Origin of the sequence: Streptomyces pseudogriseolus (genome assembly GCA_002154585.1) — a bacterium.
GTDB lineage: Bacteria > Actinomycetota > Actinomycetes > Streptomycetales > Streptomycetaceae > Streptomyces > Streptomyces pseudogriseolus.
In genome coordinates this window covers 1-14,332 of sequence record MUNG01000022.1, presented here as the reverse complement: position 1 = coordinate 14,332, position 14,332 = coordinate 1, and the positions used below count along the sequence as shown (strand labels likewise).

The 14,332-nt window shown below is 73.8% G+C and carries 13 protein-coding genes and 1 pseudogene; 9 read left to right on the top strand and 5 right to left on the bottom strand.

The features are described from left to right. Nucleotides 1-30: 30 nt before the first annotated feature. Genes CCN29_RS03555 through CCN29_RS03545 form a run of 3 tightly spaced genes read left to right on the top strand, consistent with a single transcriptional unit; the run spans nt 31 to nt 5,883 of the window. On the top strand, nt 31-837 hold the full coding sequence (locus tag CCN29_RS03555) for an HlyD family efflux transporter periplasmic adaptor subunit (RefSeq protein WP_086679995.1): 807 nt from the start codon (nt 31-33) through the stop codon (nt 835-837). Beyond that, complete coding sequence (locus CCN29_RS03550) at nt 834-3,056, top strand: NHLP family bacteriocin export ABC transporter peptidase/permease/ATPase subunit (RefSeq protein WP_031020763.1); 2,223 nt, start codon at nt 834-836, stop codon at nt 3,054-3,056. The genes CCN29_RS03555 and CCN29_RS03550 overlap by 4 nt, the downstream gene beginning before the upstream one ends. Nucleotide 3,057: 1 nt before the next feature. Continuing rightward, complete coding sequence (locus tag CCN29_RS03545) at nt 3,058-5,883, top strand: NHLP bacteriocin export ABC transporter permease/ATPase subunit (protein ID WP_006132910.1); 2,826 nt, start codon at nt 3,058-3,060, stop codon at nt 5,881-5,883. Between the two features lie 11 nt (nt 5,884-5,894). On the opposite strand, the gene CCN29_RS03540 is transcribed toward CCN29_RS03545, so the two are convergent. Beyond that, nucleotides 5,895-6,425 carry an SRPBCC family protein gene (locus tag CCN29_RS03540; RefSeq protein WP_086679994.1) on the bottom strand — a complete coding sequence of 177 codons (531 nt, stop codon included), beginning with the start codon at nt 6,423-6,425 and terminating at the stop codon, nt 5,895-5,897. Nucleotides 6,426-6,430: 5 nt separating this feature from the next. After that, nucleotides 6,431-6,772: an ArsR/SmtB family transcription factor gene (locus CCN29_RS03535; RefSeq protein ID WP_006132904.1), complete on the bottom strand. Its 342-nt coding sequence runs from the start codon at nt 6,770-6,772 to the stop codon at nt 6,431-6,433. A gap of 446 nt (nt 6,773-7,218) precedes the next feature. Between CCN29_RS03535 and CCN29_RS03530 the strand changes: the two genes are divergently transcribed. After that, nucleotides 7,219-8,229 (top strand): Ppx/GppA family phosphatase, encoded by a 1,011-nt coding sequence (locus CCN29_RS03530; protein WP_086679992.1) that lies wholly within the window; start codon nt 7,219-7,221, stop codon nt 8,227-8,229. Nucleotides 8,230-8,299: 70 nt separating this feature from the next. Then, on the top strand, nt 8,300-8,497 hold the full coding sequence (locus CCN29_RS03525) for a hypothetical protein (RefSeq protein WP_006132901.1): 198 nt from the start codon (nt 8,300-8,302) through the stop codon (nt 8,495-8,497). A gap of 36 nt (nt 8,498-8,533) precedes the next feature. Here the strand turns inward: CCN29_RS03525 and CCN29_RS03520 are convergent, their stop codons facing one another. Next, nucleotides 8,534-9,142 (bottom strand): flavodoxin family protein, encoded by a 609-nt coding sequence (locus tag CCN29_RS03520; RefSeq protein ID WP_086680014.1) that lies wholly within the window; start codon nt 9,140-9,142, stop codon nt 8,534-8,536. Between the two features lie 79 nt (nt 9,143-9,221). Between CCN29_RS03520 and CCN29_RS03515 the strand changes: the two genes are divergently transcribed. From CCN29_RS03515 to CCN29_RS03505, 3 genes are read left to right on the top strand one after another with little or no spacing between them, the layout of a single operon-like run. Next, entirely contained in the window at nt 9,222-10,235 is a 1,014-nt protein-coding gene (locus CCN29_RS03515; protein WP_006132899.1) for an iron-containing redox enzyme family protein, read from the top strand. Next, nucleotides 10,225-10,911: a HemK2/MTQ2 family protein methyltransferase gene (locus CCN29_RS03510; RefSeq protein ID WP_086679990.1), complete on the top strand. Its 687-nt coding sequence runs from the start codon at nt 10,225-10,227 to the stop codon at nt 10,909-10,911. The genes CCN29_RS03515 and CCN29_RS03510 overlap by 11 nt, the downstream gene beginning before the upstream one ends. Nucleotides 10,912-10,957: 46 nt before the next feature. Next, complete coding sequence (locus tag CCN29_RS03505) at nt 10,958-11,131, top strand: CDGSH iron-sulfur domain-containing protein (protein ID WP_031020756.1); 174 nt, start codon at nt 10,958-10,960, stop codon at nt 11,129-11,131. A 161-nt stretch (nt 11,132-11,292) separates the two neighbouring features. Here the strand turns inward: CCN29_RS03505 and CCN29_RS03500 are convergent, their stop codons facing one another. Continuing rightward, complete coding sequence (locus tag CCN29_RS03500) at nt 11,293-11,727, bottom strand: subtilase-type protease inhibitor (protein ID WP_031020755.1); 435 nt, start codon at nt 11,725-11,727, stop codon at nt 11,293-11,295. A 468-nt stretch (nt 11,728-12,195) separates the two neighbouring features. Between CCN29_RS03500 and CCN29_RS03495 the strand changes: the two genes are divergently transcribed. Next, nucleotides 12,196-13,365 (top strand): lactate 2-monooxygenase, encoded by a 1,170-nt coding sequence (locus CCN29_RS03495; RefSeq protein ID WP_031020754.1) that lies wholly within the window; start codon nt 12,196-12,198, stop codon nt 13,363-13,365. A gap of 44 nt (nt 13,366-13,409) precedes the next feature. Here CCN29_RS03495 and CCN29_RS03490 read toward each other — a convergent pair. After that, nucleotides 13,410-14,318, bottom strand: a pseudogene (locus tag CCN29_RS03490) (RICIN domain-containing protein); the annotation flags it as partial. Nucleotides 14,319-14,332: the final 14 nt, after the last annotated feature.

The following is a 14,332-nucleotide window of genomic DNA, read 5'->3' as shown; positions in this document are numbered from 1 at the left end:
CGCACAGTTCACCCAGGTGAGGGAAGACCCGTGCAATTCCGTCAACAGGCCCTCGCCAAGCTCCAGTCGCCGGAGGAACTCGACCTGCCGGTGCGTTTCGCCCGCCCGCAGGGCTGGCTGGTGCTGTCCGTCACCGTGATCGCGATGGCCGCCGCGTCCGTCTGGGCGCTGACCGGCTCGGTCACCTCCACGGTCCAGGCGCCCGCCGTCCTCACGTACGGGCAGGGCAGTTACATCCTGCAGAGTCCCGTCGCCGGTCAGGTCGTCGCCGTGCTCGCGCGCGAGGGCGAGCGGCTGCCGGCGAACTCCCCCGTGCTCAAGGTGCGTACACCGGACGGCGACGAGACCGTGCGCACCCTTCAGGCGGGCCGGGTCACCGCGCTCGCCGCGAGCGCCGGGCAGATCATCTCGACCGGCGCGGACGTCGCCGCGGTGGAGAAGGTGCGCGGCGCCGGCTCCCCCTTGTACGCGACGGTGTACGTCCCCGCGCAGAAGGCCGCCGGCATTCCCGCGCACGCCCTCGTCGACCTGACGGTGCAGTCGGTGCCGAGCCAGGAGTACGGCGTGCTGCGCGGCGAGGTGACGGAGGTGGACCGCTCCGCCCAGTCCCCGCGGCAGATCGCCGCGTTCCTCGGCGACACCCAGCTGGGCGAGGAGTTCACCCGGGACGGCAGGCCGGTGGCGGTCACCGTGAAGCTGAAGCGCTCCGACAGCACGGAGAGCGGCTACGCGTGGTCCTCGGCCCAGGGCCCGCCGTTCGAGCTGACGTCGATGACCCTGGCCGACGGTTCGATCCGGCTGGCCGACCGGCGTCCCGTGGATTGGCTGCTGCCGTGAGCACCGCACAGGAGACCCGCGGCAGACGCCGTGCCGCCCCGCCCCGCCGCAAGGTGCCCAGGTCCCGCGCGAAGACGGTCCGTACGCCCACCGTGCTCCAGATGGAGGCCGTGGAGTGCGGCGCCGCCTCGCTCGCGATGGTGCTGGGCCACCACGGCCGTCATGTGCCGCTGGAGGAGCTGCGCATCGCGTGCGGCGTCTCACGGGACGGCTCGCGCGCAAGCAACCTGCTGAAGGCGGCCCGCAGTTACGGGCTGACCGCCAAGGGCATGCAGATGGACCTGGCCGCCCTCGCCGAGGTGACGGCGCCGGCCATCCTGTTCTGGGAGTTCAACCACTACGTCGTCTACGACGGCATGGGCCGCCGCTTCGGCCGCCGCGGGGTGTACGTCAACGACCCGGCGAAGGGCCGCCGGTTCGTGCCGCTGGAGGAGTTCGACGGCAGCTTCACCGGCGTGGTGCTGGTGATGGAGCCCGGCGAGGACTTCACCCGCGGCGGCCGCAGGCCGGGCGTGCTGGGCGCGATGCCGGCCCGGCTGCGCGGCACCGCGGGCACCATGCCCGCCGTGGTGCTGACCAGTCTGCTGCTGGTCGCGGTGGGCGCGGCGGTGCCGGGCCTCAGCCGCACCTTCATCGACGAGTTCCTGATCGGGCAGCGGACGTCGATGCTGGACGTGCTGTTCGCGTCGATGGGCGCCTGTGTGCTGCTGACACTGCTGCTGACGTGGCTCCAGCAGGCGAACCTGCTGCGCGGCCGGCTGATCTCGTCCACGCTGTCCAGCGCGCGGTTCCTGCGCCATCTGCTGCGGCTGCCGGTGACGTTCTTCTCCCAGCGCAGCCCCGCCGACCTGGTGCAGCGGCTCCAGTCCAACGACGCGGTGGCCGAGACACTGGCCCGCGACCTGTCGGCGGCGGGCGTCGACGCCGTGGTGGTGGTGCTGTACGCGGTGCTGCTCTACACGTACGACCCGCAGCTCACGTTCGTCGGGATCGGGGTGGCGCTGCTGAACATCCTGGCGATGCGGATCGTGATCCGGCTGCGCGCGACCCGCACGGCGAAGCTGCGCGCGGACACGGCGCGGCTCACCAACACCGCGTACACGGGGCTCCAGCTGATCGAGACGCTGAAGGCGACCGGCGGTGAGGACGGCTACTTCCGCAAGTGGGCGGGGCAGCACGCCACCACGCTGGAGGAGCAGCAGCGGCTCGGGGTGCCGAGCGCGTGGCTCGGCGTCGTCGCGCCGACGCTGGCCACGCTCAACAGCGCGCTGATCCTGTGGATCGGCGGCATGCGGGCGGTGGAGGGGCACATCTCGGTCGGTCTGCTGGTCGCCTTCCAGGCGCTGGTCGCCCGGTTCACCGCGCCGCTGACCCGGCTGAACGGGGTGGCGGGCCGCATCCAGGACTTCGCCGCCGACGTGGCCCGGCTGAAGGACGTCGAGAACTTCCGGGCGGACCCGCTGTACGGCCGTCCGGGCGCCGGCGAGTCGACCCGGCGGCTGCACGGCCATGTGGAGCTGCAGAACCTCACCTTCGGCTACAACCCGCTGGACAAGCCGCTGCTGACCGGCTTCGACCTGACGGTGGGTCCGGGCCGGCAGGTGGCGCTGGTGGGTGGCTCGGGCAGCGGCAAGTCGACCGTGTCGCGGCTGATCTCGGGGCTCTACACCCCGTGGGAGGGCGTGATCCGGATCGACGGGCAGCGCATCGAGGACATCCCGCGCGGGGCGCTGGCCGCGTCCGTGTCGTTCGTCGACCAGGACGTGTTCCTGTTCGAGGGGACGGTGCGGGACAACGTGGCGCTGTGGGACCCGTCGATCCCGGACGAGGCCGTGGTCGAGGCGCTGAAGGACGCGGCGCTGTACGAGGTGATCGTGCGCCGTCCTGGCGGCATCCACAGTCCGGTCGAGCAGGACGGCCGGAACTTCTCCGGCGGTCAGCGCCAGCGTCTGGAGATCGCGCGGGCGCTGGTGCGCCGGCCGAGCATCCTGGTGCTCGACGAGGTGACCAGCGCGCTGGACGCCGAGACGGAGCTGGTGGTGATGGACAACCTGCGCCGCCGCGGCTGCGCGTGCGTGGTGATCGCGCACCGGCTGTCCACGGTCCGCGACAGCGACGAGATCGTCGTCCTGGACCAGGGCACGGTCGTGGAGCGCGGACGGCACGAGGAGCTGGTGGCGCGGGGCGGGGCGTACGCGGCGCTGGTCAGGGAGCGATGAAATGACTGCCGTGCAGGAGGGGCAGGGCGGCGACGTCGTCCTGGGCGCGCTCGGCGCGCTGGGCACCCCGATCGACTGCTCCGGGTTCGGGAAGCTGGACCTGGACGGGCCGCAGGTGCTGTGGCTGATCGCGTCCGGGGCCGTGGACCTGTTCGCGGTGGACGCGGAGCAGCAGGGGCACTGGCACCACCTGGGCCGTCTCGAGGCGGGTTCGCTGGTGCTCGGCCCGGTGGCCGGTCCGGCGCACACGCTGGTGGCGCGGCCGCTGCGGGACTGCGTGGTGCACCGCATCGCGCTGCGCGAGCTGTACCAGGAGGCCCACACCCAGACCTGGTCGTACGACGAGTACGGCAACCCGCAGTACGTGCCGCCGACGACGAGTCCGCTGGAGTACGCGCTCGCGCTGGGCGTGGGCCGGAGCCTCGCGGTGCTGTTCCAGGCGCCGATGGCGACGGAGCGGGCGGCGGCGCCCGCCGACGACGACGTGTTCTGGATGCAGGTGCCGCCGGGCAGCGTGCAGTACGGCTCCCTGTACGGCGCGGAGGCCGCGGCCGACCTGCTGATGGACCCGGCGCTGTGGCAGACCATGGTCGACCAGCAGTACCGGCTGATGACCACGCTCGACCGGTGGATCGAGCAGCTGGAGGAGACGCACGAGACGCGTACCGCGCAGGGCATCGCGGCCGGTGAGGCGGTGCGGGCGCAGGCGGACCGGACGCTGCTCGCGTCGATCGGGAAGAGGTCGGACCGGCGCACGACGGCCGCGGACGCGGACGCCACGTACGCGGCTTGCGAGCTGGTGGCGCGGGCGGCCGGGATCTCCCTGGCCCCGCCCGCGCAGTCCGGGACCGGGGCCGACCGGCTGGACCCGGTGGAGCAGGTGGCGCTGGCCTCGCGGCTGCGTACCCGGGTGGTGCGGCTGGAGGGCCGGTGGTGGCGCGACGACGTGGGTCCGCTGGTGGGCCGTCGCGCGCTGTCGGGGGCGCCGGTGGCGCTGCTGTGGCGGCGCGGCGGCTATGTGGCCGTGCATCCGTCGACCGGCCGGGAGACCCCGGTGGAGAAGGCGAACGCCGAGGAGTTCGAGCCGCGTGCGGTGATGTTCTACCGCCCGCTGCCCGAGCGGGGGCTGAGCCCGCTGCGGCTGGTGCGGTTCTGCATGGGCGGCACCCGCGGCGATCTGACGGGGCTGGTGCTGAGCGGTCTGGTGACGGTGGTGCTGGGGGCGCTGGTGCCTCTGGCGACGGGCCGGGTGCTCGGCGAGTACGTGCCGAAGGCGCAGACGGACCTGATCGTGCAGGTGTGTCTGGCGGTGATCCTGAGCAGTGTGGTCGCGGCCGCGTTCATGCTGTTGCAGAACCTCACGCTGCTGCGGCTCGAGGGCCGGGTGGAGGCCACGCTCCAGCCGGCCGTGTGGGACAGGCTGCTGAGGCTGCCGACCCGGTTCTTCACGGAGCGGTCCACGGGTGAGCTGGCGAGCGCGGCGATGGGCATCAGCGCGATCCGCCGGATGCTGGCCGGGGTGGGCCCCACGGTGACCCAGTCGGTGACGGTGGGGGCGGTGAACCTGGCGCTGCTGCTGTGGTTCAGCGTGCCGATGGCGCTGGCCGCGATGGGCATGCTGGTGGTGATCGCGGGCGTGTTCCTGGGGCTGGGGCTGTGGCAGGTGCGCTGGCAGCGGCGGCTGGTGGTGCTCACCAACAAGCTGAACAACCAGGCGTTCCAGACGCTGCGCGGACTGCCGAAGCTGCGGGTGGCGGCGGCGGAGAACTACGCGTACGCGGCGTGGGCGTCGCAGTTCGCGCGCAGCCGGGAGCTCCAGCAGAAGGCCGGGCGGATCAAGAACCTGACGGCGGTGCTGGGCGCGGTCTATCTGCCGCTGTGCACGCTGGGGATGTTCATGCTGCTGGCGGGCCCGGCGCGCGGGTCGATGACGGCGGCGGAGTTCCTCACCTTCAACACGTCGGTGACGATGGTGCTGACCTCGGTCACGCAGCTGACCGGCTCGTTCGTCTCGGCGGTCGCCGCACTGCCGCTGTTCGAACAGATCAAGCCGGTGCTGGACGCGACGCCCGAGGTCCGCGTGGCGAGCACCCGTCCGGGGCCGCTGACCGGCGCGATCGAGGCGCGGCGGGTGTCCTTCCGCTACACCGACGACGGCCCGCTGGTGCTGGACGACGTGTCCTTCGAGGCGCGGCCGGGCGAGTTCGTGGCGGTCGTCGGCCCGAGCGGCTGCGGCAAGTCGACGCTGCTGCGGCTGCTGATCGGCTTCGACCGCCCGCTGTCCGGCAGCGTGCTGTACGACGGCCAGGACCTGGCCGCGCTCGACCGGTCGGCGGTGCGGCGGCAGTGCGGTGTGGTGCTCCAGCACGCGCAGCCGTTCACCGGGTCGATCATGGACGTGATCTGCGGGAGCGAGCCGTACACGCCGGAGGAGGCGATGGCGGCGGCGGAGATGGCGGGTCTGGCGGAGGACATCCGCCGGATGCCGATGGGGCTGCACACCATCGTCTCCGGCAGCGGCGCGGTCTCCGGTGGTCAGCGGCAGCGGCTGATGATCGCCCAGGCGCTGATCCGCCGGCCCCGGATCCTCTTCTTCGACGAGGCGACCAGCGCCCTGGACAACGAGACGCAGCGCACGGTCATCGAGAGCACCAAGGCGCTGCGGGCGACCCGCATCGTCATCGCCCACCGTCTGTCGACGGTGCTGGACGCGGACCGGGTGGTGGTGATGGAGGCCGGCAAGGTGGTCCAGCAGGGCACCCCCGCTGAGCTGCTCGCCGACACGCGGGGGCGGCTGCACGAGCTGGTGCGGCGGCAGCTGGCCTGAGCGGCCGGCTGTCAGTCGTCCGTGCCCGGGTACGGCGCCCCTGAGGGCACCCCGGCCGCGACGTAGGCCTCGTACAGCTCCCGGGCGGGCGCGTCCGGGCCGGCGTGCGGCCCTTCGAAGCGCTCGCCGCGCGCCCACGCGTCCAGCGCGGAGAGGCACACGTCCCAGCCGGCGCTGTTGCGGGCGGCGGTGTTCTCGGCGCCCAGCACGTTGGTGAGGGTGAAGCGGGTGCGCTTCTCCCCCAGCTCCTCCAGGTCGAAGTGGATCTCGTCCTCCTCCCAGGTGAAGGACAGGTGGCGGGGCGGGTCGACGGCGACGACCCGGCCGGTGGAGTCCTCCAGGGCGGGGTCGCCGCTGAAGACGACGGCGCCGCCGGGACGCAGGTCGATCTCCGCGCGCGAGGGGAACCAGTGGACGAGTTCGTCGGCATCGGTGACGAACCTCCAGACCCGGTCGACGGGGTGGTCGTACTCGCGGACGAAGCGGACGGCGGGGCGGCCGTCGTCCAGGGTGAGGAAGGTGCCGGTGAGCTCGGCGGCCATGGCGATCAGTCCTTCGGGGTCGTCGGTTCGGTGGTGTCCGGCCGGGCGTCCAGGCGGCGGCCCAGCGCGTCGAGGCTCTCGCCCCACAGCTTCCGGTACGGCGCCAGCCAGTCGTCGAGGGCGGCGAGCGGGGCGGGGTCGAGGGTGTGCACGCGACGCTGCGCCTCCTGGCGGACCCGGACCAGGCCGGCCTCGCGCAGCACCTTGAGGTGCTTGGAGGCGCTGGGCTGGCTCAGTTCGCATTCCTGCGCTATTTCGCCCACGGTGTGGGGGCCGGTGCGCAGCAGCGCGATGACGGCCCGCCGGTGCGGGTCGGCGAGGGCAGCCCAGAGGGCGGGGTCGGGCATGGCTCCAATATTCCTCGGCAGTTATATTCCAATCAAGGACTATAAAGGGCCCGCGCCCCACCCCGTACGGCCACTGGGGTGCCGGGGACTGTTGCACGCCGGGTGCAGGCCGCACGGGGCCGGTCGCGCAGTTCCCCGCGCCCCTTAGGGCGCCGCCGCTTGCGGGCAGTCGTGCCTCCCCCAGTGCCTTGAGGGCCTGGGAGGTACCCCCAAGGCGATGGGGGTACCTCCCGCTCGAGCGAAGCCGAGAGTGGGGGAGGGTGGGCGCAGGCGGCACCCCTCCAGCGGGCCCGCGCCCCACCCCGTGCGGCCACCGGGGTACCGGGGACTCTTGCCCGCCGGGTACGGAGTTCCCCGCGCCCCCGGAGGGGCACGGCCGTGGCGTGTATCCGCCCCTCCGTATGGGCCGCCCGTTGGACAGGGCGGGAAGTGGGTACCCACGGGCCATGCGGACCAGCGTGGTGGATGTCGGGTCGAAGACCGTCAGGCTCGTCGTGTCGGACACGGAGGGCGGCGCCCCCCTGCCCGTGAACACCGCCAAGTGGCGGCTGCGCCTGTCCGAGCAGGTCACCCCCGGCGGCCCGGTCCCGGAGCGCGCCGTGGAGGACCTGGTGGACGCCGTCGCGGCGGCGGACCGGGCCGCCGCGCGCTGGGGCGCCGCCGGTCCCCTCGCGTTCGCCACGGCCGTGGTGCGCGGCGCGCCGAACCGGCACGAGGTGCTGCGCACCGTCCGGGAGCGCACCGGCGTCGAACTGTGCACCCTCCCCGGCGAGGTCGAGGCGGAGCTCACCTTCCTCGCCGCTCGCCGCTGGATGGGCTGGCGCTGCGGTCCGCTGGCCGTGCTGGACATCGGCGGCGGCTCCCTGGAGGTCGCCTTCGGGCGCGGCCGGCTGCCCGACTTCGCCGCCTCGCTGCCGCTGGGCGCGGCCCGGCTGACGCACGAGTACTTCGAGGACGAGGACCCGCCCGCGCCCGACCGGGTACGCGCGCTGCGCCGGCGGGTCCGTCACCAGCTGCGCGACGCCGCGGCCCGGATCCGCTGGGAGGGCCCGCGCACGGCGGTCGCCACCTCCCGTACCTTCCAGCAGCTGGGCCGGCTGTGCGGGGCCGCGCCCGGACGGCACGGCCCGTTCGAGGAGCGGGTGCTGTCCGCCGCCGACCTGCGCGGGGCGGTGGACCGGCTGGCCGCCCTGCCCGCAGCCGAACGCGCCCGGCTGCCCGGCATCTCCGCGCCCCGCGCGACGCAGAGCCTGGCGGGCGCGGTGGTGGCGCACACCGCGATGAAGCTGACCGGCCTTGCGACGGTGACGATCTGCCCCTGGGCGCTGCGCGAGGGGGTGCTGCTGCGCCATGTGGAGGACGGCCCGGCCTGGTGGGCGGAGATCGCCCGGCGCAGCGAGAAGGAGTCGGACGGCGCCGAACCGGTGCCGCTGCACATCGCCGCCGCCCGGCACTGACCGGACGACCACGGTCGGCACGAACACGACCGGCACGACCGACCGACCGGCACGACCTGAGGAGATCCCCTTGTCCGAGCACGACGAGCACGACCAGCACCACGACACCCCGAAGCAGTCCGAGTCGGCCCTCGAGGAGGTGCTGCGCGAGGTCGAGGAGGCCGAGCGGCGCACCCAGGAGACCGAGGAGGACCGCCGCCACCACGGCGAGGCGGGAGACGCGACCACCACCAACACGCGGGCGCAGGAGGAGGCGGAGGGCGAGTAGCCGCGCGCCCTCATCACTCCCACGGCACTGCCACGGCTACTTCGGCGGCGCCCCGAGGGGCCGGGCGGCGAGGGCGCGGGCGACGCCCAGCAGGTTGGCGGCCATCGCGCGGCCCGTGCTGCGCGACCAGTCGTGACCGCTGCCGCCCTCCAGGAAGCTCGGTCCCGGCCCCGGACCCTGGTTCCAGTAGGTCCACGCCTGGCCGGGGATGGTGTAGCCGATGTCCTGGAGCCCGCCGGTGATCTCGCTGATCACATGGTGGGCCCCGTCCTCGTTGCCGGTGACGACGACGCCGGCGACCCGGTTGTAGGCGACCGGGCGTCCGTCGTCGTCGGTCTCGGACATCAGCCCCTCCATGCGCTCCAGGACGCGCTTGGCCACCGACGACGGCTGGCCCAGCCAGGTCGGGGAGGCGATGACGAGGATCTCGGCCGCGAGCAGCTTTTCGTGCACCCCGGGCCAGTCGTCGCCCTCGTGCACGGCCTCGCTGACCACGCCGGGGGCGATGTCCAGGTCCACGGCGCGGACGACGTCGACCTCGACGCCCTCCCGCTCCAGCTGCTCGGTGACGGTCCGGAACAGCGCCTCGGTGTTGGAGGGTTTCGGGGACTTCTTGAGCGTGCAGTTGATCACCAGTGCCTTCATGAGGTCATGGGGTACCCGGTACGCCCGCCCCTGCCACGCCACCGGGCGTTTCCATGCTCCGTCCGGGTACCCGGGGACCATGGACGACCCCCGAGACGAACCTCTGCTGCCCGCGCCGCGCGGGCCGCTCAGCCGTGCCGTGACCAGGTATCTGCGAGGCGCCGGCGCGCTGCCCTCCGACGCGGAGGTCGCCGCCGCCCCGGTGTACGGCGAGGACCTTCAGCTCGCCCTCTACCTCTGCTACGAACTGCACTACCGCGGCTTCGCGGACGTGGCGCCCACCCTGGAGTGGGACCCGGACCTGCTGCGGACCCGGGCCGCCATGGAGCGGCGCTTCCTCGCCGCGCTCCGCGAGGACGCCCCGCGGTACGACAGCGTCGACGACGCGCTCGCCGGGATCCTGGTCGAGCCGGTGGACGGCACCGGCGTCAGCCACTTCCTGCGGGACCGGGGCGAGCTGTGGCAGTTGCGCGAGTACGCGGCGCTGCGCTCCCTCTACCACCTGAAGGAGGCCGACCCGCACGCCTGGGTGCTGCCGCGGCTGCGCGGCCGGGCCAAGGCGGCGATGGCGGCCGTGGAGTTCGACGAGTTCGGCGGCGGGCGGGCCGACCGGGTGCACGCCCGGCTGTGGGCGGACCTGATGACGGACCTCGGGCTGGACACCACCTACGGCCGCCATCTGGACGCGGCACCCGCGGAGGTGCTGGTCACGGTGAACCTGATGTCGCTGTTCGGGCTGCACCGCACGCTGCGGGGCGCCCTGGTGGGGCATTTCGCGACGGTCGAGATCACGTCCTCGCCGGGGTCCCGGAGGCTCGCCGAGGCCATGCGCCGCACGGGCGCGGGACCCGCCGCCGAGCACTTCTACGACGAGCACGTGGAGGCGGACGCGGTGCACGAGCAGGTGGTCCGCAAGGACGTGATCGGCGGTCTGCTGGAGGACGAGCCGGCTCTCGCGCCGGACGTCGCGTTCGGCGTGGCGGCCACCGTGTTCACGGAGGACCTGCTCGGCGACCGGCTGCTGGCCGCCTGGAGCGAGGGCCGCTCCGCGCTGCGTACTCCCCTGCCGCAGGAGGCGACCCATGTCTCTTGACCAACGGGGTACTCGGCCGCCTGTGAACAGTCTGGCACCTCCGGGCGTGTACGCCCCTCAAGAGGACACCGCGCTGCTGTCCGCGGCCCTGGCCGACGAGCCGCTGGCGCCGGGCGCGGCCGTCCTCGACGTCGGCACCGGTTCCGGTGCCCTGGCCCTGGCGGCCGCCCGGCGCGGCGCCCGGGTGACCGCGGTCGACGTGTCGCGGCGGGCCGTGTGCGCGGCCCGGCTGAACGCCCTGCGGGCCGGTCTCCCCGTCCGGGTCCTGCGCGGCAACCTGTTCGAACCGGTGCGGGGACGGTCGTTCGACCTGGTCCTCGCCAACCCGCCGTACGTGCCGGCTCCTGGCGCGCACCGGCCGCCTCGCGGGGCGGCCCGCGCGTGGGACGCGGGCGGTGACGGGCGGCTCGTGCTCGACCGGATCTGCCACGAGGCGCCGGGGATGCTGCGGCCCGGCGGGGTGCTGCTGCTGGTGCAGTCGGCGCTCAGCGATCCCGGGCGGACCGTGGACTGTCTGCGGTCGGCGGGGCTGAAGGCGGCGGTCACGCAGCGCCGGCGGATCGCCTTCGGGCCGGTGCTGAGGACCCGGGTGGAGTGGCTGCGGGAGCGTGGGCTGCTGTCCCCGGACGAGAGCGAGGAAGAGCTGGTGGTGATCCGTGCCGAACGGCCCGTCTGATCCCGTGCGTTCCGCGTCAGGCGCACCTCAGGCCGCGTCCGGCGACGTGCGCCGGGTCAGTCTCCGGCGCAAGGGGCCCATGCTGGTGGAGGGTCCGGTGGAGGTGGAACTGGAGGACGGCACGGTGGTGTCCTCCGACCGCTTCCGCGTTGCCCTGTGCACCTGCCGGCGCAGCCGGCGCTATCCGTGGTGCGACACCAGTCACCGCGACCGCGCCTGACCGTCCGGCAGGACGTCAGGCGCGGTGGGTGAACGTTCGGAGGCCGGCGGGCGGCCCCACTCCGCCCGCCGGCCTCCCATGGGATCGCACTGTCCGCGCGGTGCCCCGTACTCCCCAGTCCGCGGGCCGCCACGCGGTCACGGGAACGTGCGATCCCGGTCCTAGAAGGCGAGGACGCTCGAGCCGTGCGCGTTCATCTCGCACTCGTTGGAGAAGACGCGCTCGTAGGAGACCCGCTCGCCCTGCCAGACGCCGTCCACGGTGAGCAGCACCGGGTCGTAGATCATCGGGCACATGACGCCCTCGCTCCGGGTCAGCGCATCGAGGTCGCCGCCCACGGCGGCCAGGTCCGCGCAGGCGGAGTCCGCGGCCGGGTGGGTGCCCGAGGGCCCCGGTGCACAGGTCAGGGTGACCGCGCGCTCCGGGGTGACGGTCGCCGCGCTGACGCCCTTGCCGACGGTGAGCACCAGGGCAGAGGGGGCGTAGAGCGCGGACGGGGCATCTCCCGGGGCGGCGAGCGCGGCCCCGGAGAGGGGGGCGCAGACGGCGGTGGCCGTGAGACCGAGGGTGATGGCCCAGCGCGCGGTGTTCCGCATTGTGTGCATCCTTCCGCTTCGTTTCTTCCGGTTGCCGGCCCGTGCTCGGTGGTGCCGAACCGGCGTGCCGGAGTCTGCCGAGTCCCCGGCGGAAACTCACCTCGACCCCATGCATTTCAGTAACATTGCGTATTGAATCAGTGGCGCGAAGTGACCAAACGGACGCGCGTCGACCCGGTAAACAGGCGGCACGCGCGGAAGCGAAGTGGCCAGATGGCCGAATAACCGCCGCCCGTTAATCGGCCTGAAACATTCCGATTCCGTCGTGCGCAGGGCGAATAGAAACCCCTTGCGGTCATGAAAGGGACGCTTCGCGGTCATCTCCGAACACCCCGCGCGTCCCCCGGGGCGGAGGGAACGTCCTGTCACCGGACGCTGGACGGGACCGGCGCATACCGGCCAGTATGCGTCGGGGCCGCGAGGGCGCCCCGAGGCACCGACGAGGCATCACGAGACAGGGCGGGACGGATGGCGAAGCACTGGGCCGACTTCCAGTACGAGATCTACCTGAACGGGATGACGGGTGCCGTGCCGCGGCTGCCGACCGACCTGACCCGGCTGGAGGAGCTGACCGAGCGGCGCCTGGGCCCCGGCCCGGTCGGGTACGTCGCCGGCAGCGCGGGCGACAGCAGCACCGCGCGCGCCAACCGGGCCGCCCTGGACCGCCGCCGGATCGTGCCGCGGATGCTGCGGGACGTCCACGAGCGCGACCTGTCGGTGGAGGTGCTGGGCCGCCCGCTGCCGGCGCCGCTCGCCCTCGCGCCGGTCGGGGTGCTGTCGATCATGCATCCGGACGCCGAGCCGGCGGCCGCGCGCGCCGCGGCCGCGCAGGGCGTGCCGTTCGTGCTGTCGTCCGCGTCCAGCACGCCGATGGAACAGGTCGCCGAGGCGATGGGGAACGCGGAGCGCTGGTTCCAGCTGTACTGGCCGAAGGACGTGGAGGTCGCGCGGTCCTTCCTCGGCCGGGCGAAGGCGGCCGGGTACACCGCGCTGGTCGTCACCCTGGACACGCCGCTGCTGTCCTGGCGTCCGCGCGACCTCGACCAGGCGTACCTGCCGTTCCTGCACGGCGTGGGCACCGCCAATTACTTCACCGACCCGGCGTTCCAGGCAGGCCTCGCCAGGCCGGTGCACGAGGACCCGAACGCGGCGGTGATGCACTTCGTCGGCATGTTCGCCGACCCGGCGAAGACCTGGCCGGATCTGGCGTTCCTGCGGGAGAACTGGGACGGCCCGATCGTCCTGAAGGGCGTGTGCCACCCCGACGACGCGCGGCTCGCGGCCGACGCGGGCATGGACGGCGTGGTGGTGTCCAACCACGGCGGCCGGCAGGTGGCGGGCGCGGTCGCCGCGGCCGACGCGCTGCCCGGTGTGGTGCGGGCCGTCGGCGACCGGCTCACGGTGCTGTTCGACAGCGGGGTGCGCACCGGTGACGACGTCTTCAAGGCGCTCGCGCTGGGCGCCCGCGCGGTGCTGGTGGGCCGTCCGTACGTGTACGGGCTGGGCCTGGACGGGCAGGCGGGCGTGGAGCACGTGATCCGCTGTCTGCTCGCCGAACTGGACCTGACCCTCGCCCTGTCGGGCCACGCGGGGCCGGGCACGGTGGGGCCCGGCGACCTCACGGAGGCGGCGGTCTGACCCGCGTCCGGGGCGGCCCCGTGGCCGCCCCGGAGGCGCGCGGCTCAGCTCACCGGCGCGGCGACGCCGGCGTACCGGGCGGAGGGGGCCGTCGGGCCGGTGACGGAGAGGGACTCGCTGGACGCGTCGGTCGAGCGGACCGGTTCGGCGGCCCAGCGCTGCTCCACGGTACGGTCGCGCACCTTGACGACGATGTCGGCGTTCGCGTCAGGGGTGGACGGGGCGAGCGCCATCTGCACGTCCCAGCGCGGCACCAGCTCGCCCTGCACCGTGAGGTCGTAGCGCACGTCGTCGGCGGTCCGGTCCCCGGAGTCGGCGCAGGCGCCGAGCACGACCACGCCGGCGTCCTTGTGGGAGTCCAGGCACAGCCCGGGGTCGGCGACGCTGCGCAGCAGCCCGTCCTCCTCGTACGTCCACTGCTGGGTCCATGCCGTGGAGCACGGGGCCAGCCGGGCGCCGGAACCGTCCTGGGGCTCGTCGCGGGTGTCCAGGCACAGGCCGGAGGAGATGTTGCGCAGCCGGGTGCGGTCCGGCGCCGAGGGCAGGCCGGCCGCGCCCGGCGGGGAGGCGGACGGCACGGCGGCCCGGCCGCCCGCGCCGGTGGCGCCGGTCGGATCGGCGGTGCCGCCGTCCGGGGTGGACGAGCCGGCGATGAGCACGCTGACCAGCACGCCCGCGGACACCGCGCCGAGGCCGGTGAGCAGGGTGCGGGTGGAGCGCACCGGGTCGGGCAGGGCCATCGCGAGCCGGTCGGGCACCGGGAGCCGGGACAGCAGCCGGTGCCGGGTGCCGGTCTGTCCGCCGTGGCGACGGCGGCGGCCGGTGCGTCCTGAGCGCGGTCCGGACGCGGCGCGGCCCGGCCGCGAGTCGAGGTAGCGCCGGGCCCCCCACCCCAGCACCGCCTCCGCGATGAGCGTGCCCAGCCCTGACTCGAAGTGGCCGAGCTGCTCGGCCACTTCGAGTCAGG

What these genes read in the sequence shown, in the direction of transcription:
- CCN29_RS03535 (WP_006132904.1), bottom strand. Translation starts at nt 6,772, where the DNA reads ATGCCCGACCCCGCCCTCTGGGCTGCCCTCGCCGACCCGCACCGGCGG.
- CCN29_RS03545 (WP_006132910.1), top strand. Translation starts at nt 3,058, where the DNA reads ATGACTGCCGTGCAGGAGGGGCAGGGCGGCGACGTCGTCCTGGGCGCG.
- CCN29_RS03510 (WP_086679990.1), top strand. Translation starts at nt 10,225, where the DNA reads ATGTCTCTTGACCAACGGGGTACTCGGCCGCCTGTGAACAGTCTGGCA.
- CCN29_RS03530 (WP_086679992.1), top strand. Translation starts at nt 7,219, where the DNA reads ATGCGGACCAGCGTGGTGGATGTCGGGTCGAAGACCGTCAGGCTCGTC.
- CCN29_RS03540 (WP_086679994.1), bottom strand. Translation starts at nt 6,425, where the DNA reads ATGGCCGCCGAGCTCACCGGCACCTTCCTCACCCTGGACGACGGCCGC.
- CCN29_RS03500 (WP_031020755.1), bottom strand. Translation starts at nt 11,727, where the DNA reads ATGCGGAACACCGCGCGCTGGGCCATCACCCTCGGTCTCACGGCCACC.
- CCN29_RS03495 (WP_031020754.1), top strand. Translation starts at nt 12,196, where the DNA reads ATGGCGAAGCACTGGGCCGACTTCCAGTACGAGATCTACCTGAACGGG.
- CCN29_RS03515 (WP_006132899.1), top strand. Translation starts at nt 9,222, where the DNA reads ATGGACGACCCCCGAGACGAACCTCTGCTGCCCGCGCCGCGCGGGCCG.
- CCN29_RS03520 (WP_086680014.1), bottom strand. Translation starts at nt 9,142, where the DNA reads ATGAAGGCACTGGTGATCAACTGCACGCTCAAGAAGTCCCCGAAACCC.